Source organism: Streptomyces capitiformicae, assembly GCF_002214185.1.
GTDB classification, from domain to species: Bacteria; Actinomycetota; Actinomycetes; order Streptomycetales; family Streptomycetaceae; genus Streptomyces; species Streptomyces capitiformicae.
In genome coordinates, this window is the sequence record NZ_CP022161.1 from 10,342,644 (window position 1) to 10,365,771 (window position 23,128).

Consider the following 23,128-nt stretch of genomic DNA (forward strand, 5'->3'; position numbering starts at 1 on the left):
CCGTCAAGCCGGAGGTCAGCGACGGGCGAGAGGGGGACGGCCGCCATGCGTATCCGCATCGACGCCGTCGACCTGCCCGGGCTCACCCGCCCCGCCTCCGTCGACGGCAAAGTGCCCGCCTACGGGAACATCCACATCGCCGTGCAACGCCGCGACCGTCCGGCCGAACTCCTGGAGCCACAGCCCGGCGACGCACCGTCGGCGACATGGACCCTGGAGTGCACCACCAGTTCCTCGCCGACCGGCACCGAGGTCAAAGGGCCCTATGTGCAGGACCGTCTGGGCCGACGGTTCATCTACCTGTCGTGGGGCACGGTCGACGAGTCGGGCACCTTCACGATGTTCCGCCGCGCCAAGCTCATGCTCGACGTCATCCCCGCCGACCTACTCGCCACCGCCGCACGCGACGGGCTGCTGGTCGGACGACTCGGCTTGACCGACGCGCAGGGCGGGCCCCTGTGCGGACGCGTCGAGCCCCCGCACATCACCTGGACCGCCGCACGCGCCGACTGAGAGCGGTTGCATACCATCCCTCGCCGGCATCGCCTGCGCGCCACCCGCGGTCAGTGCTCACCGGTGGTGAGGCTGAGCGAGACACAGCGATTCTCGTGGCGGCAGGCGCGGCACGATGTCGTCGCCGTACGGGCGGAACGCCGCCCGACAGCCTGGCGAAAGCACCTGACCGACGAACCGGCCACCCGTCCGGTTGACGACGCGGGGTGCTCACGGGAACCGCCGTGGCTGCGGCCGTCGGCGTCGTGCCCTTCTGGCCGATGTGACCTTCATCGCGGTAGTGGGGTCTCAGCGGGGTGCCCGTTGCCCCATCCGCTGATGACGATGGCAGCGGCGCATGGCTCATCGCCGGAGGTCATGGCGCTGTGGCCGGAAGCGCTCGGCAGGAACACTGCATCCGCGCGGATCAATATCTGTATCCGTGAAGTGAGAAATAGGTGCGGCACGCAGCGAGTATTCCTCGATCACCGACCCTGGCGGAATCATTTCCCGCGCAGGGCCGTTCGCGGCATGCTAATGTCGATCTCAGTTGCAGGTGTGGTTGCCAGAAGGTTCATTTTCCGACGGGTTAATCAGCACGGCGGCGCGGAATTCGCACAGGGCGAATTCCGTATATCGTCCCCGAAGGGGAAATGACATGGCTACTGGCACAGTGAAGTGGTTCAACGCGGAAAAGGGCTTCGGCTTCATCGAGCAGGACGGCGGCGGCGCCGACGTCTTCGCCCACTACTCGAACATCGCCACCCAGGGCTTCCGCGAGCTGCAGGAAGGCCAGAAGGTGTCGTTCGACATCGGGCAGGGCCAGAAGGGCCCGACGGCCGAGAACATCGTTCCTGCCTGACACCGGCGGCAACGCATACTTCGCAGCTGGGGCCCGCACCTTGGGGTGCGGGCCCCAGCTCGCTGCATTTCAGGGCGCATGACGGGAATGCCTCACCGCATCACCGCATCACCGCATCACCGCATCACCGCATCACCGCATCACCGAACGGTGACGCATTCCCCCGTCGATCCGAATCGGCGCCCATCACCTCCGGCCCGTTCTCGCGATTCTCTGCGCCATTCATTTTGCTGCGGAATCTCCTTGCTACGTGCCAACGTGCTCACATCGAGGAAAGGTTCCGCTTGAACCGCGCACGCACCGCACTCACGACCCGCACAACCCGCACCTACGACCGCTCCCGGGGGTCTGCCGCTCAGCGCTCGGGAGCGCCGCGGCGTTCCAACGGCTACGAACGTCGGCCGGCCGCACGCCAGGGCGAGTTCGCGCTGCCGAAGACGATCACGCCCGCATTGCCCGCCGTCGAGTCGTTCGCCGACCTCGCCCTGCCGGCGCCGTTGCTGGCCGCGCTCGGGCACGAGGGCGTGACCGTACCGTTCCCCATCCAGGGAGCGACCCTGCCGAACTCCCTCGCCGGACGTGATGTGCTCGGCCGCGGCCGTACCGGGTCGGGCAAGACCCTCGCCTTCGGTCTTGCGATGCTGGCCCGTACAGCGGGCCGGCGCGCGGAATCACGGCAGCCGCTTGCCTTGGTCCTCGTCCCCACCCGCGAGCTGGCCCAGCAAGTGACCGACGCGCTCACCCCGTACGCCCGCTCCGTGCGGCTGCGGCTGGCGACCGTGGTCGGCGGGATGTCCATCGGCAGGCAGGCCGGGGCGCTGCGGGCCGGGGCAGAGGTCGTCGTCGCGACGCCGGGTCGGCTCAAGGACCTCATCGGCCGTGGCGACTGCCGGCTGGACGACGTCGCCATCACCGTCCTCGACGAGGCCGACCAGATGGCCGACATGGGCTTCATGCCGCAGGTCACCGCCCTGCTCGATCAGGTGCGGCCCGAAGGACAGCGGATGCTCTTCTCCGCCACCCTGGACCGCAACGTCGACCTGCTCGTCCGCCGCTACCTGACCGACCCGGTGGTCCACTCCGTCGACCCCTCCGCGGGAGCGGTCACCACGATGGAGCACCACGTACTCCACGTGCACGAGGCGGACAAGCAGCGGACGGCGACCGAGATCGCGGCCCGGGACGGCCGGGTGATCATGTTCCTGGACACCAAGCACGCCGTGGACCGGCTCACCAAGCACCTGCTGAACAGCGGCATCCGCGCTGCGGCCCTGCACGGCGGCAAGTCCCAGCCCCAGCGCACCCGGACCCTCGCCCAGTTCAAGACCGGGCATGTGACGGTACTGGTGGCGACGAACGTCGCCGCCCGCGGCATCCACGTCGACAATCTCGACCTGGTCGTCAACGTCGATCCGCCCACCGACCACAAGGACTACCTGCACCGCGGCGGCCGCACCGCCCGCGCCGGCGAGTCCGGCAGCGTCGTCACCCTCGTCACCCCCGACCAGCGCCGCGGCATGAGCCGGCTGATGGCTTCAGCCGCCATCACCCCCCGGATCACCCCGGTACGTTCGGGTGAGGCGGAACTGAGCCGCATCACCGGGGCCCAGGCCCCTTCCGGAATTCCCGTCGTCATCACCGCCCCCGTCGCGGAACGCCCCCACCGAGCCGGGTCGTCCGCGGCTTCCTCGCCCCGAGGCCGCCGCGCCCGCCCCGCCCAGGGGCGCGCCACCGGACGAGCGGGGCGGCGCAGGACGCAGCGGCCCGCCTTCGACCCGGCTGCCTAGAGGCATCGATCAGAAGCTCACGCATCCCCGAGGAGACAGCTTTGACACCGGTACAGACGCAGCGGCAACGAACGGTTACCTCCCCCAGGAGCGCAGTCGACGACATGGACGCGGCCGGGCCCCGGGTCCGGGACGACATGACCGTCGAGGTCGCCCTGGCCGTCATGGCCAGTGCCGGTGTCGAGTACCTCCTCCTGTGCGACGGGGACGACGAGTGCACGGGCTCGATCAGCAGGGCCGAACTCGCCGTGCACCGCCGATGTTCCACGTACACGGACCGACTCCGTCTACGGGACGTCCTCGACGGACCGTTCACCTCGCCCGCCCCTCGGCCCGTCGCCGTCGGGGAACACGGCCGCCCCCAGGCGTCCTCGTTCTCTCCCGCTGATCCGCCCCGCCCCGCCCCGATCAGTTCGTTCTCCTTCCCTCAGCCCGTCTCCATCTCTCTGTGAGGGCTCATGCGCTTTGTCATCGCCCGGTACCCGTTCGACCTGACCAAGAGCGGAGTGCTGGCCTCGATGAGGGGCGTCACGCCCGAGATCGTCACGGGTGAGTCCGTGACCATCGGCCGCCGCCGCTACCCCGTCAAGCAGGTGGGCCAGGTCATCACCCGACAGGACCGCCGCGACTTCACCGGCGGCGAAGTCATCCGGGCCATGACCCGCCTCGGCTTCACCTGCCATGCCCGCCCCGACGCCGCGCCCGTGCGTGTCCCGACTCCGCTCCAGACCGCGTCGGCACTGCTCGGCGCCGCCTCCATGGGCGTATGAAGCCGGGCGGCAAACCGCCATCAGGATCGCCGTGAGGGCCCTGCCGACATGTGTCGGCAGGGCCCTCACGGCCGTCTCGCCGCCCGTTCTCCGCGACTGGATCGCCCGCCACAACGGCCTGCGTCACCCGTTGTTGCAGGTCACAAGCTATCTATTCCTCCAAAGAGCTGAAATCTACTCTTGCCAGAGTAGACATTAGGCCCTGGCACGGTTAGCCTTTTTCTCGTTGACACCGGTCAAGCGAAACCCGGCAGACACGAACTGGCGGGTTGCAGTACATGAAGTTCGCAGGCCAGTGCGGCTCTGGAGTCCCGAAGCCAAGTGTTCGTAGAACGGTGACGGGGCTGAGGGCCACACTGGGCGGCCCGCAGGTCGAGGGGCCGCCGACAGCAGTACCGCAGTACCAGTTCACCAAGCGGTTGGTTCAGAGAAAGGACGGAGGACGCAGACGCCATCAGGATCGCCCGGCCCGGGAAGCACTCGGCCGGGTACCGCAAGACCCCGGATTGGAAGGTGGTCCCCGGTCACGCAGCCGCGATCCCCGCACCCCCCCTTCTGCAGGGCTGGTAGCGGAAACAGAAGGTCGGCACAGCAATAGGGCCGACAGATGGTGTTGAATTTCCTTCGGGGCCCTGGTGCCGCACGGCACCAGGGCCCCTCGACGCGTTGCGCAACGAGGTGACATGACAGCAGATATCCCCCTCAGTGATCGTCTGGACGACGACGACTACCCCGCATACACCATGGGGCGGGCCGCCGAGATGCTCGGAACCACCCCGGCTTTCCTCCGAGCCATCGGTGAGGCCCGTCTGATCACTCCGCTTCGCTCGGAGGGCGGACACCGCCGGTACTCCCGCTACCAACTACGGATCGCTGCGCGTGCCCGCGAGCTCGTCGACAGGGGCACCCCGATCGAGGCTGCATGCCGCATCGTCATCCTTGAGGACCAGCTCGAGGAAGCTCAGCGCATCAACGCCGAGTACCGGAGCCGTGCCGAGCACGAGGCGCCCGACAGCTCCCTTCCCGGTGACAGCTGATCACGTGGGCGCGTGCCGGTCGGCTCGAACACGCGCGACGCCCGATCGCCCCTGAGCGCCCGCCTGGGACAGCAGGTCGTGCCCCGCGGGTCAGCCTCCCGGCAGCAGGCGGCGGCGCCTCCGCGGTCGACGGCGGTCTTGGCGCCCGCGAAGATCGCCAGTCGGACTCCCCCACTGCGACGCCGTGCCCCCAGCGTGCCCGTAACAGGGGACGACAACGGTCGACAGCGGTACGAGCCGGGACTCACACAGCGCTACCCGCAAGCCACATAAGTGCAGGTCAACGACCACGTCGCCTTCCAAGCGCCGTCGCTTCCCAAGCTGAGAGCGCGAGTTCGATTCTCGTCACCCGCTCCATGATGAAACCCCCAGGCCAGCGGCCCGGGGGTTCTTTGTTGTCCAGACCGGTGAGCGGGTAGCGCACCACAACCGCACCATGAGCTCTCGGTTAGCTTCCGGTGGCGTCCTCCTTGTGGTGCGCGGGGTTGTCCTCGTGGTGCTTCGCACGCTCGGCGCGCACCATCTCGTCGAGCCCGGCCGTCACCTCGCGCTGCCGCTCCTCGTCGGAGTGCTGATAGAGCAGCGCGGCCTTCTCGGAGGACTGGCCCGCGCGAACCACCGTCCTTCAGACCGACGACCGCGCGGGCGCGCCGTCGCTTACGGCCGAAGGAGGTGCCTCGAAGGGCCGCACCCTTCTCACCGACGAAGAGCAGCCCATCGGGTCGCAGCGACAAGGTGGCCGGCGCAAAGGGAGACGGGGTCGCCTCGGGTGTGCGGCTCGATCAGCGACTCCAGCGTCGGCAGCAGACCGGAGTCGGTGTCTGGCAGCCGCTTGCGGCCGGCACCTGGAGCCCGGATCCGTAGGGTCGGCACGGAGCAACCGGCCAACTCGGCCATACCGCGCGCGATCGTGGCGGTACTGGTGGTACTGGTGGTACTGGTGGTACTGGTGGTACTGGTGGTGCCGGAGGCGGCGGCGACTCGAGTGATCCCGCCGTGGCCGATGGCGGTGGCCTCGCCGGCCAGGTACAGCCGACAGGCGCTCGTCGACGTGCGGCAGTATCTGATCGAACTTGGCCCGCAGCGCACGGGTCGAGAGACAGCCTGGCAGACACGTGGTCATATCCCGGGCTCCCACCAACACCCGCCTACCGAGGACTTATTGACGTACAGGCCCCGGCGGTGCCGTTGTACTGGCGCTGCACGCCCACCGTGGCGACGCCCTTCTTGATGTCGCCGGTCTCATCAACGACCAGCACCGCGTCCTCGTGGCGCAGACGCTCGACGACAAAGCCGCGGATGTCGTCACGTACCGCGTCGGCATCCCACCTGGCCCTCGACAGCAGGTGCTGCAGGCCGTACGGGGTCGCGTCCCCGGCCTGCTCCGCAAGCGTCCAGCACATCTCCAGACCGCCGGTCGGAGGGCCGGCCAGGCTGGACCCGTTCCTCCGGACGTACAGGGCGACGGCCTCCGGCGCCGTTCAAGTCCAGTTCGGCCCGGCGTTCCCAGGCCCGGACGAAAGCCTCCTGGACCACATCCTGCGCCTCGGCGAGGTCGCCTGTCATCGCATTCAGCCGGCCGATGAGTCGGCCGACGCTCGCGGCGTAAAAGGCGTCGAACTCGTGCTCGTCCGCACCCTGGCCGCCGCGCGGTTCATCCGGTGGTCGCATGCCTCTCCTGTCACGCTGCGCCGTGCCACTTGGCTCCCTCGCATCGGCTCCCTCGAACCACAAGAAGTCAGCGACTCACGCGCAACCCCCGGGCCCCGACGCCCAGCTCTTCCGACCACCACCGACGGCCTCCCCACCCGCCTACCCACCCCCACTGGGAATTCCCGACTTCGGCATCGACACGTCCGAGGGCCGGACGCTACTCGCGCGAGCCTGACGCCACTGGAGGTGAGGGCAGCCGGGTCGTGGTGGCGGCCCCGCCCACGCGGGCCTCGAAGCACTCCCGTTCGCCGTCGGCCGACGCGGGCCGGAAGCAGGCCCGGACGGTGCTGCCGGGACGGACTTCGGTCATCTCGGTATAGATGAAGGTTGCCGCGTCGTCCTTGTTCCTGATGCGCACGCCGTGGGTCGGGCCGCCTGCCGTTACGTCCAACCGGTCGCCGATCTCGGTCCCCCAGGTCCGGGCCCAGCTCGCACCGCACTTCTTGCTGTGGCGCAGCTCGACGTGGGCGCCGGTGGCCGTGCGGTGCGAGGCGAGGGTGTCGGGGCCGAGGCCGCAGATCAGGCGCATCGGATCCCGGCCCTCGCAGGCGGCTCCGTGGCATTGGGGAGCGAGGGAGAACGGGACGGAGGCCGGCAGCGGTTCGTCCTCCTGAGCCTCCGAGTCCGGCAGCAGGAGGAACAGCAGGGCCGCAGCACCACCGACGATCACGGTGTACGCCGACGCCAGCACCACCAGGAGCCTGCTCCCGCCACGTCGCCGCCGCCCGGTCCCGGCGGGCGGTGGCGCCTCCTGAGGTTGTGGCCGCGGCGACTCGTCCGTGGGAGGGGCGGGTGCGGGGGCCACCGCGCGTCCGCTCCAGTGCGACTCGGCGATCTCCCACAGGGCCAGCAGCCGCCCGTCCGGTTCGTTCGCGAGCCGGCACAGTTCCCGTACGGCCTGGCGAGGAGGCAGGCTCTTGCCGTTGAGGTACCGCTCCCACGAGGACTTGCTGTACGCCGTCCGCTCCGCCAGCGCCGCCAGGCTCAGCCCCGCACCGGCCCGCAGCTCCCTCAGCGCCGCGACCAGCCGGGTGTGTTCCGCGGTCACTTCGGATCCGCCTCCCGCAGGGCCTGCCAGGTGGGCGGGTCGATGACTCCGTTCACGATCAGCCCGTTCTGCTTCTGCATGCGCTCGACCGCTCGCCGCGTCTTGGGGCCGAAGATGCCGTCGATGTCCCCTGGCTCAGTACCCGCCCGGCGCAGCAGGCACTGCGCCTCGGCCACTTCGAGCCCCACGTGGGTGTTGGACAGGAGGATGTCCGTGGTCCGGCTCAGGCCCGCGTACCAGCGGCCGTCACGCTGCTCCAGCCGACAGGTGTAGATGACCGGCACCGTGGACTCCGACACGGTGGCCAGGGCCGTCGCGACAGCATCGCTGCGGTCGTGCGCGAGCTGGGCACGGGCCTCGGTGAGCCGCAGGGCCAGCAGGAGCGCGGCGGAGACGGACAGCACCGTGACCACGGCTCCCGCCGTGACCGCGACGCGCAGGTGACGCCCGTACGGCTGCTGCTCCGTGGGGGTGTGTTCCGGTGTCGCGGAGAAGTCCTCGGGGGTGTCGGTGGTGACCACCCGTCCCTCCGCCCAGCGTTGGGCGGCGATCTCGTGCATCACCAGCAGCCGGTGCGGATCGTCACCGCCGACGCGGGCCATCGCCTCGACGGCCTCCCGGGGCGGCAGAGACCTGCCGTTCAGATATCGCTGCCACGACTTCGCGCTGTACCCGGTCCTCGCGGCCAGTTGCCGCGTGCTCAGTTCGCTGTGGTCCTTAAGCCTGCGCAGTCGCACGATCAACTGGTGGACGTGTGGATGCAGTTCTGCGGGCAGTTCCTTCCATCGCGACACGCTTCCCCCCACTCGCGTTCGGGACCGCAGGCCCGGCCCCCGTGTCCCGGTCTCATTCTGCATCAGCTGTCACCGGGATCACAGAGCTGGACCCGCCCCGGAGCGACCCCGCCCTGGCGCGGAATCAGCCATCCCCTCTCGTCGCAGTCCCGCCGCAGGGACTCGGCGGGCGACATCTCAGCAGGTCAGCGCGCGGGACGTCTCGGGATGAGGTCACTTCCGCGCCAGCTGTGGCCGAACATCACGCCGAACCCGCAGTCTCGTCGCAGAGCCGGCCGGGTGCGGTCGGCTCCGGCAAACGCATGCCAATCAGGGAAGGACCACAATGAACTTCCGTACGACCCGGACCCGCCTCGCAGCCGCCGTCACCGCCGCCGTCGCGACGGGCGCGCTGGCCGTGAGCGCCTCGCCCGCCTCGGCCACCTCCGCCCAGGGGTACTTCACCGGTTACGGCACCACATGGACGGACGACTGGAGCAACGAGGGAACGCTGTCGTCCGGCAGCTACGCCAGGTCCAACGCCACCTGCCTGTGGCAGAAGATCCTCTGGGCCGAGGGCGCGACGGAGAGCGACGGCACCGCCTACGACTACGCGGACATCGACGGAGTCTTCGGCCCCAACACCACATACGCCAGCAAGCGGCTTCAGACGCGCTGGGGCCTGGACGACGACGGACTGGTCGGCCCCCTGACGCTCGGCAAGGCGGACAACAAGCTGCGGTACAGCTCGGGCAGCACGTCCTCCGGGACGCTCTACCTCACGTACGACGGCGCGGCCCACGACTTCACCCTGAGGCGCGACGACAGCAACCGGTACGGGTTCGTCCAGGACAGTGCCTGGCGCCTCGCGGGCTACAACTACCGCACCTGCAGCTGACCACACGTCCTTCCGAGGCCGTCGGTCGGCAGCTGGGCGAACGACGCCCACGCCATCAAGATCTGGGGTGACCGCGACGACGGGAAGTGCTGCGGCACCTGGCAGGTGCCGCAGGGCCGCAGGGCCACAGGGCCACAGGGCCACAGGGCCGCATCAAGGACGGCCGGCGCCCCTGACACACGCGGCCCGTCCCCTCGTGCAGGAGGGGACAGGCCGCGTGCGTCCCCTCCGGTCCACCCAGTGATCCGGACGAAACCGCCTGGCTGGTCCCGTCCTTCGCAACAACGCCGGGCCCGGGCAGCAGTCCTTGCCGTCGTGATGACCCGTCAGGGGCCACAGGCGGCACCCGATGAACGACAAGCACTCCAAGCACTGGTCGGCCGACTCGGCTCGGCGTGCCACAACAAAAGGAAATACGGGGGAATCATGTCTCTTCGCAGCCGACTCACGCGCCGCGCGCAGGTCACTCTCATAGGCGTCGCCGCCGGAGGTGTCGCGGCCGCCGCGATCGCCGTCGTACCGTCGCTCGCCGACAGCAACTCCTCGGAGCTGGCGACGGTCGCCGCCCAGAAGGAGACCGACTACGGGCCCGAGCCCGAGGCCGACAGCAAGCTCGTCACCCAGGGCAGCGAGCTGTCGACCATGAGCACGGCCACGCTCTCGCCCGACGTGATGATCAACCGGGCCCATTCCTGGCTCACGGCCAACAACGGACGCCCGGTCCCCTACAGCATGGAGCGCGTCTGGAAGGACGGCTACCGCCAGGACTGCTCCGGCTTTGTCTCCATGGCGCTCGGGCTGGGGAAGCCCGGCCTGAACACCGTCGGGCTGGCCGACTCGAGAAACGGCGTCACCACGCGGCTCAGCAGCGTGAGTCAGCTCAAGAAGGGTGACCTGCTGATCGACTACCGCGAGGATGACGGCGATTTCCGTCACGTAGTGATCTTCGAGCACCATCCAGGACCTGCTGAACTGCTGGACCGGCACCTGCACCACCTGCCACCGCCCCCTGCCCAGAACATCCACCACCAGCCCAAACCCAAGAGCCAGAGCAACCTAACGGAGCCCTACTAGGGGTGCCGGAGTTCAGCGGCGGACCACCACGGCCGCCGTGCGGGGTGTCGGTGTTCAGCGCGGGGCTGCCACGGCTGCGACGGCCGCGGTAAGGATGCGGTGCAGGACGGGGACCGGGATCGCCGGGTTGGTGACCGCTGCGCATGCCGTGTCGCGGTCGTGCAGCAGCCCGGCCAGGACGCGGGCCGGCAGCCGCGGATTGCGCACCGCGGTGCCGCGGACGTAAGCCTCCGGGTCGTTCAGCAGCCGCATCGCGTCGGCCGGTGACAGCCGGGGGTCCTCAGCCGCGCGGCGGCGCACCTCGGCTTCGGGATCCCGGGCCAGGCGTGCGACGTCGGCCGGTGTCGACTCCGGATCGTCCAGGGCCAGGCGGCGCATTCGCCCGCTGGGGTCGGCGATGTAGCGCAGCAGGCCCGCACGGGGGAAGTTGGGGTGGCTGTGAGGCCGGTCGGGGTGGCTGAAGCTGCCGTCCCACCAGCGCCAGACCTCCAGCAGCATGTCGGCCGGCGCGTCCTCGCACGACTCGGCGAGGAACAGGCGGACCACCCGGTCCCCGTCCCGCGCCAGGCGCGTCACGGCATCCGGCGGGAGGTGCCGGGCTCGGGCCACACTGCGGCGGACCAGCGGGTGGGACGACGCGGCGAGACGGCGCATCGCGTCGGCGTCGCCGTGCAGGTCCTCGACCCAGGGCAGGGTGTGCGACATCGACATCGGGTCGAAGTCGTGGCGGACCGCGGCACGTTGCTCCTCGGTGAGGTCGGGGCGCAGCGCCACCGTGGAGCGGATGTCGTCCCGCGGGTCCTGCGCCAGTACGGCGACGCCGTGCGCGCTCAGGCCCCGGTTGGCGGCCAGCGCCCGACGTATCTCCGCGTCCCCGTCCCGGACCAGCTCCGCCTCCAGCTCGGGCGCGAGGCGGCACCGTTCGAGCGCCCGCCGCGGGTCGGGCAGGGCGGCGAAAACCTCGCGCGGCATGGGTACGCCGGTGTGGTGGGCGAGCAGCGCAGCCGTTCGCACCGCGTCGTCGGTGTCGGCCAGCAGCCGCTCCCGCAGCGGCGCGGCGAGGTCCTCCCACCGGGCACAGGCCGCCGCCCGCACCCGGGGATCGGCGTCGGCCGCGAGGCCAGGGAGGTGATGTGCGGGGAGCCCCGGGAGTTCGGCGGCTCGCGCGCGGGACGGGCCGGCGAGGAGGTCGTCGTACAGGTCATCGGGGAGTTCGGCGCCCCAGACGCAGGCGCGCTCCGCCCAGAACACGCGCCGATCGGGCGACGGCTCGGCGCGGACCAGGTGTACCCACTGATCGGACGTGAGCTTGGGCCGGAAGGTGTCGGCGGGCCGCGACCGCACCTGCGGATCGGGGTGCGCCAGGGCGGCGTCGAGGACGGAGGGCCGGTCGCATCCGTGGAGGAAGCCCTCGTCCACATCCAGCAGCCGGATCAGTAGTTCGTCCGTCGCGGCAGGATTGGATCCGATCCCCTCCGCCCAGTGCAGAGGCCACGCATGTCGGCCGGGCACCGCCGTCCACACCTCGGCGCGCTCGGCCTCCGTCTCGCGTCCGGCGGCCTCGGCGGCCTCCTCCAGCCGCTCCGGCAGTCGGTCGAGGGCCGTCACCCGGGGCCCGCCCGCGCCGGGCACCTCCGCCAGCAGCACCTGCCCGTCGAGGGAGAGCGCCACGAACCCGGGGTCGCCGGTCAACTCCGGCACGCCACTCCCGGCGTGCCGGACCCGGGTCCACCAGGAGTCGTTGCCGCCGATCCGGTGCCTGAGGACGGCCACCAGGAACTCGCCGTCGACATCGCAAAGACGGCGCCACCACGCGGCATCGAGCGCTCCCCGGGCCACGCCGTCCGGCGCCGCGATCCCCCGCGCGATCCGCCAGGCGGCCTCCGGCGGGAACAGGCTGCCCGGGCGCACGTCCTCGACAACCGTGAGTCCGGCGCGTGCGAGTAGTTCGTGGAGTTCCTCTCCGTGCTGCACGCGGTCATGATCCCCGCCGGCTCGCGGTGGGGACAAGGCCCTCAGTCCAAGCACAACCGGCCCTCACCCGCGTACACGTCATTGACTGCGACGTCGTTCGGGCAGCCCCACCCGGGCAGCGGGAATCGGCTCCCCTTGAACATCGACAGCTTTCTCAGACTCCGGCAGAGACCTGCCCATGCCGGCACGGGGACCGCTTCGAGCCGTCACGGATCTTCACGAAACGGGGACGCTTCGAGTCGTCATGCCGGGCCGAACTACGACGTCGTAGCCACTGTTCCGGTGCACGTCGTACGAGCCGTCGGCTCCGAGCACGAACCACTTGCCGTCGTGTACGCCAGCCCGCTCCAACATGGCGGACGCGTCAAACCCCCAGCCTCCGCTCGCCCGTGCCGCCGAGGTGTGGTGCATGAGGACGACGGCTTCCTGACGCTCCTCCTCTACAGGGCCTCTCTCCTCTTCGGAACCACGGACGGACGACGTACCCATGCGCTCCATGTAGCCCTCTGAGACTCAGTTACGCTCTCGTAACTGCGTGATCTGTGAGACAGACTGAAGCGCCAACACAATGGGCGAGATCGAGATGCTCGCCGAATCCTCCGCCCTCGACCTCGACGCGCCGCACCGCGCCCTGACCCACTTCGAGCAGGCGCGCCATGCCCAGGACGCGGGCGACGGCTACGCCCGCGACCGCGTCCCCCACCTCATCCGCACCGCCCGCGCGCAACTCCCGCTCGGTGACCTGGATGCCGCCTGCATCGTCGCGACGGAAGCGTTCACCCAGGACGTCACCCTCAACTCCTCACGGCCATCAGACGCGCTCGATGACCTGCGTGACGCGCTGGCTCCCCACCGGGACGTCCGGCCGGTGCGGGACTTCATGCTGCTGAGCGCCTGGAAAGTCCGCGTGGCTCTGTCGGTGAGTCGTAGTGTCGTTTGTCGTTGAGCGCGGATGGCACCGTCGTGTGGGCGAAGACGATGTCGTCGAGTTTTAATGGCAGTTGGGGCCTTGTGGTGGGACGATGGCTGTGCTTCTCCTGCTGGGGGCACCGATGCGCCTGTCGAAATCCAAGGCCGATCTGTACGCGGCGATCCGCCGGGACCACCGCGCCGGGATGTCGATGCGTGCTCTGCAGCGCAAGTACGGGGTCACCTGGCAGACGGTCCGCAAGGCACTGGACCTGGTCTGGCCCGAGCCGCGCAAGAAGCTGCCTCCGCGTCCGACCAGGCTGGATCCCTACAGGCCGCTGATCGACGAGATGCTGCGCAGGGATCTGGACGCGCCGCCGAAGCAGCGGCACACCTCCAAGCGGGTCTTCGACCGGCTACTGGACGAGTACGCCGCGACGGAGATCTCGTATCAGATGGTCCGCGGCTACATCGCCACGCGTCGTGGGGAGATCCGTCAGGAAGCGGGGCGGGGGCCGTCGGAGGTGTTCGTGCCGCAGACCCATCTGCCGGGCGCCGAGGCAGAAGTGGACTTCGGGGACGTGCAGATCGTGCTCGCCGGCGTGGTGACCCGCTGCTATCTGTTCTCCTTCCGGCTGTCGTACTCGGGTAAGGCGGTCCACCGGGTCTTCGCGTCCTGCGGCCAGGAGGCGTTCTTCGAGGGCCACGTTCACGCGCTGTCCGTGCTGGGCGGTGCCCCTCGCGGCAAGGTCCGTTACGACAACCTGAAGGCCGCGGTCGCCAAGGTGCTCGGGTTCGCCCGGCACCGCCAGGAGAGCGAGCGGTGGACCGCGTTTCGCACGCACTGGGGCATCGAGAGCTTTTACTGCAGGCCAGGACTCGAAGGCGCCCACGAGAAGGGCGGTGTTGAGGGGCAGATCGGGTACTTCGGGCGCAATCACTTCGTCCCCGTTCCCGAGGTCGTCTCGTTGGCCGAGCTCAACGAGATGGTCGACCGGTGGGACCTTCAGGACGAGGGCCGAAAAATCCGCTCGCGGGCGAGGACGGTGGGCGAGTACTTCGCCGTCGAGGCGCCGTTGCTCAAGCCGTTGCCGACCGAGCTGTTCGAGACGGGCCGGCTCTTCACGCCGCGAGTGGACCGCTACAGCCAGATCGCCGCGCAGACCAACCGCTACTCGGTTCCGGTCCGGCTGATCGGCCGGACGGTGAGGGTGATGCTGCACGCCAGCCACCTCATCGTCTACGACCGGGGCCAGGAGGTCGCCCGCCACGAACGGCTCAGCACGAAAGCTGGCTCGCGCCTGGAGCTGGACCACTATCTGGAGGCACTGATCCGCAAGCCCGGCGCTTTCCCCGGCGCCACAGCTCTCGAACAGGCCAAGTCCGCGGGCAAGTTCACGCCGGTCCACGACGACTGGTGGGCGGCCGCCCGGGCGGCCCACGGCGACAAGGACGGCACCAAGGCCCTGATCGAAGTCCTGCTGCTGGGCCGCCACATGAGCCACGAACACATCGTCGCCGGACTGGCGACGGCCCTGCGGGCCGGCGCGTTGACCGCGGACGCGGTCGCCCTGGAGGCCCGCAAGGCCGCTGAAGCCGACGAACTGGCGGCCTCCATCCCTGCCCACGCTGCTTTGCCCGAGCCGCCTGGGCGGCAGCGGGCGACGGTCACCTTCCTGTCCGACTGGCGGATGTCTCATCTGCCGGCCGACACCCGTCCGCTGCCCTCGGTGGCCCCCTACGACCAGCTGTTACGACACCGCCGCCCGGGCGGTGCCCCTGCCACCGAGGGAGAAGCGACGTGAGTGCCCAACGCCATCACGGCCTGACCGAACAAGCCGCCGACACCGCCATCGACCCGGCATGCCGGATGCTGCGGCTGCCCACCATCCGGGGCCAGTTCCCCGACCTCGCCGAGGCGGCGAAGCGCGATCAGATGTCCTACAAGGGTTTCCTCGCCGAACTGCTGCTGGCCGAGTGCGACGACCGGGCCCGCCGCCGCTCGGAACGGCGGATCAAGGCCGCGGCGTTCCCGCGCGAGAAGTCACTGCGGGCGTTCGACTTCGACGCGAACCCCAATGTCGACGCCGCCACGATCAACACCCTCGCGACCTGCGAGTGGGTCAGGAAGGGACAGCCGCTCTGCCTGATCGGCGACTCGGGCACCGGGAAATCGCACCTCCTGATCGCGCTGGGCACGGAGGCCGCGATGACGGGCTACCGCGTCCGCTACACCCTCGCCACCAAACTGGTGAACGAACTCGTCGAGGCAGCCGACGAAAGGCTGCTGACCAAGACGATCGCCCGCTACGGACGCGTCGATCTCCTCTGTATTGACGAATAAGGCTATATGGAGCTTGATCGCAGGGGCGCCGAGCTGCTGTTCCAGGTCCTGACCGAACGCGAGGAGAAGAACAGCGTCGCCATCGCCTCCAACGAGAGCTTCGGCGGCTGGACAAAGACGTTCAGTGATCCGAGGCTCTGCACGGCCATCGTCGACCGGCTCACCTTCGACGCGGCCATCATCGAGACCGGCACGGACTCCTACCGCCTCGCCCAGACCCGGGCACGGGCCGGTGCGACAGCCGGCTAAGCATCGACGACCCCGACACGTCCCACCAGCGTGGACACCCTCACGTGCTCGGTGAACCGCTCGTCCGCGGGGAGTGCTTGCCGGATACGTTCGGCGAAGACAGCGCGTTCGTCCGGTCCGGGCAACTGGTCGGCGGGAATTGCTGAGCAGACGCCGCCGAACAGCTGATCGAAGGTCAGGTCACCGCTGTATTCGACTACGATCTCCCGCACATCGACGAAGCCCGCCGACTCCATCGCCTGCGCATACCTCAGCCTGTCGCGGCTGCTGGTACCGCAGGATGCTTCCAGCGTGGTTCCCAACCACTTTTCCAGACAGCCACGCAGGGCTCGGGACCATGCGCTGTTCTGCAGCCATAGCGGCGTTCCGTTCGAAATCACCGCAATGCCTCCGCCTACGCGGAGCAGCGGCGACACAGCACGGAAGAGTTCTTCGTGCTGCATCCAGTGAAGAGCCTGTCCGATCACCGTCAGTGCCAGCGACCGCTCCCCCATCAGGGCTCCAAGCGCCGGAACGTCGGTGTCGGCGCCAAGGATCCAGGTCGCGTTCCTGATTCCCTGGTCGTCGGCTGCAACGCTGGCCAGCCGCAGCATGTCCGGCTCGGGATCCATTCCAACCACGGAACGAACCCGGGAAGCGAAAGGAAGGGCAAGCTGGCCAGTGCCACACCCCAAGTCGAGTACGACGTCGGCTTCCGACAACTCGAAGACTTCCTGCAATGCGTCGAAAACCTCGGAGGGGTACCCGCGCCGGAACTCTGCGTAGTACTCGGCCACTGCGCCACTGAATCCCACAGTCATGTCCCCACCCTGCCGGGCATCCGCCACACCGGGAACCTCTCGCACCCGATATCGCTATCCGCTGAACCTGAGACAGAACCCGGACAACCTGAGGCAGCGCATGCCTCCCCCGAGATCATGTGCTGCCCAGCCATGTCTACGACGCCCTGGCGCTTCGCGCCGGGGGAATGCTCTCCGCGGCCTACGGAGGCCCTGCCAGAGCGTCCGAGTGACATCGAAACTCACCGATATTCCAAGCCTCACGGGCCCTCGGATGACATCCGAACTCATCGACAAACGACACTCGTTGAGAGCTATGCAGCCAGTCCGCGAGCACCCGCCGTTTCATCAGGCGGAGGAGCCCATGAGTACGCCGACGAATGCCCCGGCGAGGAGGAACGGGCCGAACGGGATCCTGGTCGCCCGGCCCGCCCGGCCTGCGAGGATGAGGGCTATGCCGTACAGCGCGCCGAGCAGGTACCCGGCGAAGGTCCCGATCAGGACGATGGGCCAGCCGTACCAGCCAGGACGGCGCCTAGCACGAGGGCGAGTTTCACATCGCCGAACCCGAAGCCCTTGCTGATGAGGCAGAGCACGAAAAAGCAGGCTCCCAGAAGGAGGGAACCGAGCAGCGCAGACGCCCAGCTGCCGTCGGGATCGGGCAGCAACGCGGCACCACCGAGCAGCACGAGCGTGGCTGCGGCGAGCGGCAGGGTGAGCACGTCGGGCAGCCGGTGCTCCCCGACGTCGACTGCAGCGAGGTGCGGGTTCGAAGCAGCAAGAACACTCTTGAACCATGAGAGACCGCAGCCCGTCGTCAGTGGAACGGTGAACCGCGTCCGCCCAGTTGCCGGGTCTGCTGCGAGCCGAGGAGTCTCTCAGCGCAGCCGGCGCACGCGCAGCACCAGATCGTCGGTATGGTGCGCGCCGGCGCCACCGCCGGGTGCCACGCGTGGCCGTTGCTCGTCGACCTCTACCTCCCAGTCGTCGTTGAGCAGAGCGGCGACCATCGAGGGCCAGACGTAGTCAGCCGGGTCGAAGCCGCCCTCGTGCGCCTGCTGGGTCTCCATCCCCGCATGGTGCACGAGCAGCAGCACGCCACCGGGCGCGACGGCCGCGAGCAGCGCTCGCTCGGCCGCGGCGTCGGGGGTGCGCAGCAAGGCCGGGTACTGCGCGGAAACCAGGTCGAAGGAGGCCGGCGGGAGCACCGCCTCGGTGAGTTCGGCGTGTACCCAGTGAACGGTGAGGCCTGCATCCCGCGCATGCCCGGCCGCCCGCTCCAGCGCCACGCCCGAGACCTCGAGCGCGGTCACGTCCCAGCCGCCGCGCGCGAGCCAGACGGCGTCCGCGCCCTCGCCGCAGCCGACGTCGAGCACCCGCCCGGGTGTGAGCCCGGCGACCTCGGCCACGAGCGCACCATTGGGCCGGCCGCTCCACAACTGTTGACGGTCGGCGTACCGGTTGTCCCACTCCGCCCGCACCGCGGGGTCTCCGACGTATCCGTCGGCAGACGAGGGAATGTGGGATGCGGGCGATCCTGCTGCGATGTTGTCGGTCACGGGCCCACCGTCGCCCACCGCGTCCCGATCTGCCACTCTTGTTGCCGGTCCGGCAAAACGGCGTCCAAAGGGCATCCCGCTGGACGTCATCGAGGCAGCCTGACCGCGGCCTCTCGAGTGTCGCTCCCGCGCGATCCCTGGCTGAGAGGACGGCGCCTCGTCACAGCGAGGTCGGCAGAGCCGTCCGCTGACCGTCGCGGATTCCTTGCCCCCGAGCTCGCTCCGGCGACGCGACGCCAGAACCGGGGCCCTTTCCTGACTACGGAGCCCTGCGCGCGCAGGTACATCTGAAGATCAGCGCAGAGACGCGCAGGGGCAGCTCACGGCCCTCTGGACGGTGCTGACGGCGCCTGCCATCTTGCTCCCATGACGCCACGGGGGACGTGCATACCAGGTACTCAACGCACTGTTGGTCTTCCTTGCGGTCACGGCTACGGCTTACGCGGCAGCTGTGAACGCAGACATGCATGGTGCAGCAGGAGTGATGTGCCTGGTGGCGGCCGTCATCCTCGTTGGGGCGCATTCGGAGACCATGAGGCTTCAAGCTTCGGCGCTCCTGGCTGAGGACGCGATCAAGAAGATTCAGGAGCATCTGGCAACGATTCTTGACATTGATTCACTGCGCCTGGTCGAACGCGAACATGCCCTCCACCAGCCGCCGAGGCGGCGGTGGATGCACCCGGTATCGGAGAGGGTGCTGGTGTCCGTAGGTGTGCTCGTGTCGCTCGGCGGTGCCGTCTACACCTGGGTAGCGACTCCATAGTGGAGCTTGGAGCCGACTGAGCCAGCAGTTCACCAGGAGCTGGACCGGGCGGCCGTGGACGGCGGCCGCCCGGTTGACCCGCAGGACTTGGACCCCCGGCCCGTGGCAGCCCGGCGACGACGTCGAGATCGAGATCGACGGCCACGTCGCCCGGGTTTCAAAGCTCTGATCGAAGTTCCGTGAATCCGCAGGTGGGCCTCCAGGGAACGCCGCATGCGCCGGAAGCTCGCAGCAGGAAGGGACCAGGCTAGAAGGGAGGTCGCCAGCCGCCCCAGTGCGTCTTGTGGCCGGGCGGGGGCCAGGATGCCGTTTCACCTGGATGGGGCCACAGGCGGCCCACCCATTCACACTCCGGGATCGTGCCTTCCCAGTCGTCGGTGCACCGGTCGGCCCAGGTGCGGCCCACCATGACCGGCCGGGTCACCACGCCGTTGGCGACCTCCTGCACCCGCACCACCAGACCGAGCCCGTTGGCTCCAGGGTTCCCCCGCGGACCGTAGGACACATCGAGCAGCCCACACGCGTGAGCATGCAAGAAGAACCGTTCCAGATCGGCTGGGACGCAGGCGGTCAACTCCCGTCCCCAGAGCGTCACCTGGGGTCCGTGGACCGCGTCCACCGCGACGCAGAACAACCGGCCGTCGATGAAGTAGGCGTACACGGCAGACTCCGCACGCCCTGTGCCGAACTCCACGCCGAGGGCCTCGCGAAACGAGGGGTCAGCCTGGAACCGACGCAGCTCGGTCATGCCCGGCAGTACTGCGGCGACCTCAGTGATACGCATGCCGAAACACAGCGGCCCTACGCCTACCAGGGGCATCAGCTCCCAGTCCAACCGCGTCGGCCCCTTCACGACACCCCGAATCTCTGCTGCCGCCATCTCTCTCCCCCCCACGCACACACCAAGCCGTCCCCGATTCTCGGCGCCAACATCACCCTGGCATTACACCAAGCTCAAGATCGTTCACGGAACTTCGGGCAGAGCCAAAATCGCGGATCCCCATCAGCTTGTAGCGGTGGGCACGAACTGCCGAAGGCGCCGGCGGCGGAGGCCGCGCCGGGCGAGGCGGTGGACTGCTGGCGGCCCTGAAGCAGTCGGTGGCGCGGGCCAGGTCCACTCGGCGAGGACGAGGGCAACGTGCACGAGATGCCGAAGAGAAGGCGCCGGTCAAGAAGACCACCGCGAAGAAGACGGTCGCCAAGACCACACGGACAAAGCCCCGCAGTGCCTGGATGAGTGGGCACAAGGCCGCCGCCGCAAAGCCCCAGGCCCCTGCGCGAAGACGTTCGCGCCCGCCGGACCCGGAACAGCACCGCATCGTCACCAGGGGCGTCGCCAGAGACGAGTCGGCTTCCCTGCACCCCCCGTAAGAGAACGCTCGTTCTTGACTGGTCGTTCTTTAATCGCATACGGTCATGGGCATGGGACGACCACGCGCCTTCGACACCGATCAGGCCGTCAGTACCGCGGCCGCCCTCTTCGCCACCCACGGCTACGAGGGCACCTCGGTGGACGACCTGGTCACAGCCACAGGCATCCACCGAGGCAGTCTCTACAAAGTATTCGGCTCCAAACGGGGCCTGCATCTGACCGCCCTGCGAAACCACCTCGACCACGAGATCCACCCGGCCAGCGCCGCCATCGCCACCCTCACCGACCCCAGGCAGGCACTGAACGCAGCCATTGCCTCATACGACAACGGCCCGGCCGCCGGACTTCTCCTTCTTGCCGCCGCCGAACGCGCTCCCCACGACCCAGAGGTTGCCGCGCTGGTCGCGGAAGGCATCACCGCACTGGAGGACGCCCTGCGCCCCTCTCACGGTGACGCCGCCCCTCAACTCGCCTCCACCGTCCTCGGTACCCGCCTGCGCCTGCGCGCCCAGCCGACCGCCCCAAAGGAGCACTGACATGGCCCTGATCTCCATCGACCGCGAACGCGGCCTGCTGACCGCCGAATTCCAGGGCCTCGACAAGCTCTGGACTTTCAAGAGCCGCCTGGAAATCCCCCTCACCCACGTGCGTGGCGCCACCCACGACCCCGGCATCGCCCGCGAACCGAAGGGCATCCGCGTCGGTGGCACCTACTTCCCCGGTGTGATCACCGCCGGCCGCTTCCGCCGCGACGGTGAACGCCTCTTCTGGGACGTGAAGAACCCGGACAAGGCGGTCGTCATCGAACTCGCCGACGCCGAAAGGTACGACCGTCTCGTCATCGAGGTCGACGATCCCCGCGCCACGGTGGCCCTCATCGAACAGACCATCGCCCGCGGCTGAACCGTGACCGCCGGCTTGGACGCCCTTCTGGCGGCCCTGAATGTGTTCATCGACGACCATGTGTCGCCTCGTCGCCGGATCGGGCGACCGCCGAAGCTGTCGGACGCGGAACTGCTGTGCCTGTCTGTGGCGCAAGTGCTGTTGGGCTTCCCCTCGGCCCGGCACTGGCTCCGATTCCCCCACGCCCGACTGCGGCACCTGTTCCCCTAGAACTCGCCGAGCACCGAGAAGTCAAAGCCAGGATCGGTGAGTTCCAAGTTCAGCGCGTATTTCCCATCCATACGTCCCCGCAGCCTGTCCGGCAGGCCCCCGGCGAACTGGAGCACCGACACCAGCACGAGCCTTCCAGGTGACCAGGCAGGCCGGCCCCGCACGGGAAACAGGTCCGGGAACTCTTCATCGGTGAACAGCACGCCCAACTGGTCCCGGATCCGGATCGCCAGGCTGCCCTTGGGGCACACAGCGGATCACGTGCGCTCCCCCTTTCTTCTTCCACAGCCGCACGGCTGCAACAACCGGTGCCGGCCCGGCACTCACACCAGGCGGCACACCCCCATCCAACCGCCTCGACCAGGCCTTTCAACACCCAACCAACGCCCGTAGACAATCAATAGACAAACCCCGCAACCGCCCACGGCCGCGATCAGGCCCACCGCCGCCGGCGCAGCGCGGAGTACGCCCGCCTTCTGGATACGCGCTTAGCTGCGCCGACAGGCAGGTGATCGTCGAGAACTGGCACACGAAGCCGTGCATCGCCGACGAGGCCACGTGGACGTTCCGAACGCCGTCCGAAGGTGCCTCAGCGCCTGCTGGAGCGAACGAAGAAGAGACCATGCAGTCAGCAAGTCCTTTGAACGGGCGTATGCCACAGCACTCCGCCCGCCGGCCGGCCTCGCGCCGCCGGGCCCGATGCGCTGTCACGTGACCGACCCGGCAGCCGCTCCCGTTCTCAGATCGGGGCCCCATCGGTCGATCGCCGACCGGAGGTCCAGCGGGAGCGGCTTCTGGTTCTCCTCCGAGGTCGGCCAGTCGGCGCGTGGGGCGCGCCACATCACCTCGAACTCGTTGCCGTCCGGGTCCACGCCATGCAGGGACTTGGCCACCAGGAAGTCGGTGCTCCCCGTCAGAGCCTGGCGCGCCTTGAGCAGCTCCGCCGTCTCGGCGAGTTCACCAAGTGTGCCGACCTCCCAGGCGAGATGGTGCAGTCCGACGCGGTCGCGCTGCGGGCCGGGCGCGTCGGTTCCAAGGGTGAAGAGGCCGAGGTCGTGGTCGTTGTCGCTGCCCCGGGCCCTGAGGAAGGCGGCCCTGCCGGGTATCTCGTGCTCGACGGCGAAGCCGAACACCTGGCTGTAGAAGGCGACAGAACATTCGATATCACGGACGAACAAGACAGCATGGTTGAGCCGGCGTACGGGCATCGGGCTCCCATCCCTCTTGGTTCTGCCGCATGTCTGATCGATCTTACTGAGCTGAGGAAGATGTACCGGTCGGAATGATCGAACTGCTGGACGGAACGGACCGCGTCTCGGTCCCCAAGGGTCCGCACCGGGTCGTTCTTGGGTGCCACCACGACCGATGCCGGTGGTGGCGACACGTCGGCTCACCGGAAAGCGCCTTCCTTCTGGTTCCACAAGTCCAAGTGCCGGGCCAGCGCGTCCGACGGGGTCTGCCAGCGGGGTCGTCCGGTCGATGACGGACCGGGGATCGGCGCCGATCGGCTGGAAGGAGTAGAGCCGGCGACGCCTGGTTCCTCTCCGATGGGGCATATCTCGGTCGCGTCGAATACGCCGAAGAGCCGGGCCGCTTCGGCAGACGATTCGGG

21 protein-coding genes and 8 pseudogenes are annotated in these 23,128 nt (G+C 68.9%); 16 read left to right on the top strand and 13 right to left on the bottom strand.

Annotated elements, in window-relative coordinates; all coding sequences use genetic code 11:
• Positions 1-45 precede the first annotated feature (45 nt).
• The 7 genes from CES90_RS46280 (at position 46) to CES90_RS46305 (ending at position 4,948) form a co-directional block, all read left to right on the top strand.
• Positions 46-513 carry a DUF5990 family protein gene (locus tag CES90_RS46280; protein WP_189788698.1) on the top strand — a complete coding sequence of 156 codons (468 nt, stop codon included), beginning with the start codon at positions 46-48 and terminating at the stop codon, positions 511-513.
• A gap of 206 nt (positions 514-719) precedes the next feature.
• Positions 720-779 (top strand): hypothetical protein, encoded by a 60-nt coding sequence (locus tag CES90_RS51800; RefSeq protein WP_332836442.1) that lies wholly within the window; start codon positions 720-722, stop codon positions 777-779.
• A gap of 371 nt (positions 780-1,150) precedes the next feature.
• Positions 1,151-1,354, top strand: a complete 204-nt coding sequence (locus CES90_RS46285) for a cold-shock protein (protein ID WP_093912074.1) — start codon at positions 1,151-1,153, stop codon at positions 1,352-1,354.
• 284 nt (positions 1,355-1,638) lie between these two features.
• A complete protein-coding gene (locus CES90_RS46290; RefSeq protein WP_189788697.1) occupies positions 1,639-3,141 on the top strand; it encodes a DEAD/DEAH box helicase in 1,503 nt (500 codons plus the stop codon).
• Between the two features lie 104 nt (positions 3,142-3,245).
• Positions 3,246-3,593 (top strand): CBS domain-containing protein, encoded by a 348-nt coding sequence (locus tag CES90_RS52305; RefSeq protein WP_373313646.1) that lies wholly within the window; start codon positions 3,246-3,248, stop codon positions 3,591-3,593.
• A gap of 6 nt (positions 3,594-3,599) precedes the next feature.
• Entirely contained in the window at positions 3,600-3,911 is a 312-nt protein-coding gene (locus tag CES90_RS46300; protein ID WP_189788696.1) for an SCO5918 family protein, read from the top strand.
• A gap of 683 nt (positions 3,912-4,594) precedes the next feature.
• Positions 4,595-4,948: a helix-turn-helix domain-containing protein gene (locus CES90_RS46305; protein ID WP_189788695.1), complete on the top strand. Its 354-nt coding sequence runs from the start codon at positions 4,595-4,597 to the stop codon at positions 4,946-4,948.
• Between the two features lie 448 nt (positions 4,949-5,396).
• Here the strand turns inward: CES90_RS46305 and CES90_RS46310 are convergent.
• The 6 genes and pseudogenes from CES90_RS46310 to CES90_RS46335 form a co-directional block, all read right to left on the bottom strand.
• Positions 5,397-5,670: pseudogene (locus tag CES90_RS46310) on the bottom strand (tyrosine-type recombinase/integrase); the annotation flags it as partial.
• A 28-nt stretch (positions 5,671-5,698) separates the two neighbouring features.
• Positions 5,699-6,071: pseudogene (locus CES90_RS46315) on the bottom strand (hypothetical protein); the annotation flags it as partial.
• Between the two features lie 52 nt (positions 6,072-6,123).
• Positions 6,124-6,345, bottom strand: a pseudogene (locus tag CES90_RS46320) (transposase); the annotation flags it as partial.
• A 76-nt stretch (positions 6,346-6,421) separates the two neighbouring features.
• Positions 6,422-6,619, bottom strand: a pseudogene (locus CES90_RS46325) (RNA polymerase sigma factor); the annotation flags it as partial.
• A gap of 199 nt (positions 6,620-6,818) precedes the next feature.
• Positions 6,819-7,709, bottom strand: coding sequence for a helix-turn-helix domain-containing protein (locus tag CES90_RS46330; protein ID WP_189788694.1), 891 nt, complete (start codon positions 7,707-7,709; stop codon positions 6,819-6,821).
• Positions 7,706-8,503, bottom strand: coding sequence for a peptidoglycan-binding protein (locus CES90_RS46335; protein WP_189788693.1), 798 nt, complete (start codon positions 8,501-8,503; stop codon positions 7,706-7,708). The genes CES90_RS46330 and CES90_RS46335 overlap by 4 nt, the downstream gene beginning before the upstream one ends.
• Positions 8,504-8,828: 325 nt before the next feature.
• Between CES90_RS46335 and CES90_RS46340 the strand changes: the two genes are divergently transcribed.
• Both CES90_RS46340 and CES90_RS46345 read left to right on the top strand, forming a co-directional pair.
• On the top strand, positions 8,829-9,380 hold the full coding sequence (locus CES90_RS46340; RefSeq protein WP_189788692.1) for a peptidoglycan-binding domain-containing protein: 552 nt from the start codon (positions 8,829-8,831) through the stop codon (positions 9,378-9,380).
• Between the two features lie 426 nt (positions 9,381-9,806).
• Entirely contained in the window at positions 9,807-10,454 is a 648-nt protein-coding gene (locus tag CES90_RS46345) for an NlpC/P60 family protein (RefSeq protein ID WP_208921684.1), read from the top strand.
• A 54-nt stretch (positions 10,455-10,508) separates the two neighbouring features.
• Here the strand turns inward: CES90_RS46345 and CES90_RS46350 are convergent, their stop codons facing one another.
• A complete protein-coding gene (locus tag CES90_RS46350) occupies positions 10,509-12,428 on the bottom strand; it encodes a hypothetical protein (protein ID WP_189787947.1) in 1,920 nt (639 codons plus the stop codon).
• A gap of 568 nt (positions 12,429-12,996) precedes the next feature.
• On the opposite strand from CES90_RS46350, the gene CES90_RS46355 reads away from it, so the two are divergent.
• The 3 genes and pseudogenes from CES90_RS46355 (at position 12,997) to istB (ending at position 15,930) form a co-directional block, all read left to right on the top strand.
• Complete coding sequence (locus tag CES90_RS46355) at positions 12,997-13,374, top strand: hypothetical protein (RefSeq protein WP_189787945.1); 378 nt, start codon at positions 12,997-12,999, stop codon at positions 13,372-13,374.
• Positions 13,375-13,480: 106 nt separating this feature from the next.
• A complete protein-coding gene (istA, locus tag CES90_RS46360; RefSeq protein WP_189787953.1) occupies positions 13,481-15,142 on the top strand; it encodes an IS21 family transposase in 1,662 nt (553 codons plus the stop codon).
• Positions 15,139-15,930: pseudogene (gene istB / locus CES90_RS46365) on the top strand (IS21-like element helper ATPase IstB). Before istA ends, istB begins: the two are co-directional and overlap by 4 nt.
• On the opposite strand, the gene CES90_RS46370 reads toward istB, so the two are convergent.
• The 3 genes and pseudogenes from CES90_RS46370 to CES90_RS46380 all read right to left on the bottom strand — a co-directional run bounded on the left by CES90_RS46370 (position 15,927) and on the right by CES90_RS46380 (position 18,268).
• A complete protein-coding gene (locus tag CES90_RS46370) occupies positions 15,927-16,706 on the bottom strand; it encodes a class I SAM-dependent methyltransferase (protein ID WP_229914429.1) in 780 nt (259 codons plus the stop codon). The pseudogene istB and the gene CES90_RS46370 sit on opposite strands and share 4 nt — an antisense overlap.
• 351 nt (positions 16,707-17,057) lie before the next feature.
• Positions 17,058-17,473 (bottom strand): annotated as a pseudogene (locus tag CES90_RS46375) (prepilin peptidase); the annotation flags it as partial.
• 114 nt (positions 17,474-17,587) lie between these two features.
• Positions 17,588-18,268 carry a class I SAM-dependent methyltransferase gene (locus CES90_RS46380; protein ID WP_189787943.1) on the bottom strand — a complete coding sequence of 227 codons (681 nt, stop codon included), beginning with the start codon at positions 18,266-18,268 and terminating at the stop codon, positions 17,588-17,590.
• Between the two features lie 451 nt (positions 18,269-18,719).
• On the opposite strand from CES90_RS46380, the gene CES90_RS46385 reads away from it, so the two are divergent.
• The gene (locus CES90_RS46385) at positions 18,720-19,031 is read left to right on the top strand and encodes a hypothetical protein (RefSeq protein ID WP_229914428.1); all 312 of its coding nucleotides are present in this window, start codon (positions 18,720-18,722) and stop codon (positions 19,029-19,031) included.
• Between the two features lie 247 nt (positions 19,032-19,278).
• On the opposite strand, the gene CES90_RS46390 is transcribed toward CES90_RS46385, so the two are convergent.
• Positions 19,279-19,815: a hypothetical protein gene (locus tag CES90_RS46390; RefSeq protein ID WP_189787942.1), complete on the bottom strand. Its 537-nt coding sequence runs from the start codon at positions 19,813-19,815 to the stop codon at positions 19,279-19,281.
• 638 nt (positions 19,816-20,453) lie between these two features.
• Between CES90_RS46390 and CES90_RS46395 the strand changes: the two genes are divergently transcribed.
• From CES90_RS46395 to CES90_RS52535, 3 genes and pseudogenes are all read left to right on the top strand, one after another.
• The gene (locus tag CES90_RS46395; RefSeq protein ID WP_189787941.1) at positions 20,454-20,939 is read left to right on the top strand and encodes a TetR/AcrR family transcriptional regulator; all 486 of its coding nucleotides are present in this window, start codon (positions 20,454-20,456) and stop codon (positions 20,937-20,939) included.
• A gap of 1 nt (position 20,940) precedes the next feature.
• A complete protein-coding gene (locus tag CES90_RS46400) occupies positions 20,941-21,306 on the top strand; it encodes a hypothetical protein (protein WP_189787940.1) in 366 nt (121 codons plus the stop codon).
• A 3-nt stretch (positions 21,307-21,309) separates the two neighbouring features.
• Positions 21,310-21,510: pseudogene (locus tag CES90_RS52535) on the top strand (IS982 family transposase); the annotation flags it as partial.
• 5 nt (positions 21,511-21,515) lie between these two features.
• Here CES90_RS52535 and CES90_RS46405 read toward each other — a convergent pair.
• Positions 21,516-21,767, bottom strand: a pseudogene (locus CES90_RS46405) (transposase); the annotation flags it as partial.
• 456 nt (positions 21,768-22,223) lie between these two features.
• Positions 22,224-22,724 carry a VOC family protein gene (locus CES90_RS46410; protein ID WP_189787939.1) on the bottom strand — a complete coding sequence of 167 codons (501 nt, stop codon included), beginning with the start codon at positions 22,722-22,724 and terminating at the stop codon, positions 22,224-22,226.
• Positions 22,725-23,128 lie beyond the last annotated feature (404 nt).

Bases quoted from the DNA above. Each gene is read 5' to 3' on its own strand.
- CES90_RS46280 (WP_189788698.1), top strand. From the start codon at position 46: ATGCGTATCCGCATCGACGCCGTCGACCTGCCCGGGCTCACCCGCCCC.
- CES90_RS46285 (WP_093912074.1), top strand. From the start codon at position 1,151: ATGGCTACTGGCACAGTGAAGTGGTTCAACGCGGAAAAGGGCTTCGGC.
- CES90_RS52305 (WP_373313646.1), top strand. From the start codon at position 3,246: ATGGACGCGGCCGGGCCCCGGGTCCGGGACGACATGACCGTCGAGGTC.
- CES90_RS46300 (WP_189788696.1), top strand. From the start codon at position 3,600: ATGCGCTTTGTCATCGCCCGGTACCCGTTCGACCTGACCAAGAGCGGA.
- CES90_RS46305 (WP_189788695.1), top strand. From the start codon at position 4,595: ATGACAGCAGATATCCCCCTCAGTGATCGTCTGGACGACGACGACTAC.
- CES90_RS46340 (WP_189788692.1), top strand. From the start codon at position 8,829: ATGAACTTCCGTACGACCCGGACCCGCCTCGCAGCCGCCGTCACCGCC.
- CES90_RS46345 (WP_208921684.1), top strand. From the start codon at position 9,807: ATGTCTCTTCGCAGCCGACTCACGCGCCGCGCGCAGGTCACTCTCATA.
- CES90_RS46355 (WP_189787945.1), top strand. From the start codon at position 12,997: ATGGGCGAGATCGAGATGCTCGCCGAATCCTCCGCCCTCGACCTCGAC.
- istA (WP_189787953.1), top strand. From the start codon at position 13,481: ATGCGCCTGTCGAAATCCAAGGCCGATCTGTACGCGGCGATCCGCCGG.
- CES90_RS46390 (WP_189787942.1), bottom strand. From the start codon at position 19,815: ATGCGTATCACTGAGGTCGCCGCAGTACTGCCGGGCATGACCGAGCTG.
- CES90_RS46395 (WP_189787941.1), top strand. From the start codon at position 20,454: ATGGGACGACCACGCGCCTTCGACACCGATCAGGCCGTCAGTACCGCG.
- CES90_RS46400 (WP_189787940.1), top strand. From the start codon at position 20,941: ATGGCCCTGATCTCCATCGACCGCGAACGCGGCCTGCTGACCGCCGAA.
- CES90_RS46410 (WP_189787939.1), bottom strand. From the start codon at position 22,724: ATGCCCGTACGCCGGCTCAACCATGCTGTCTTGTTCGTCCGTGATATC.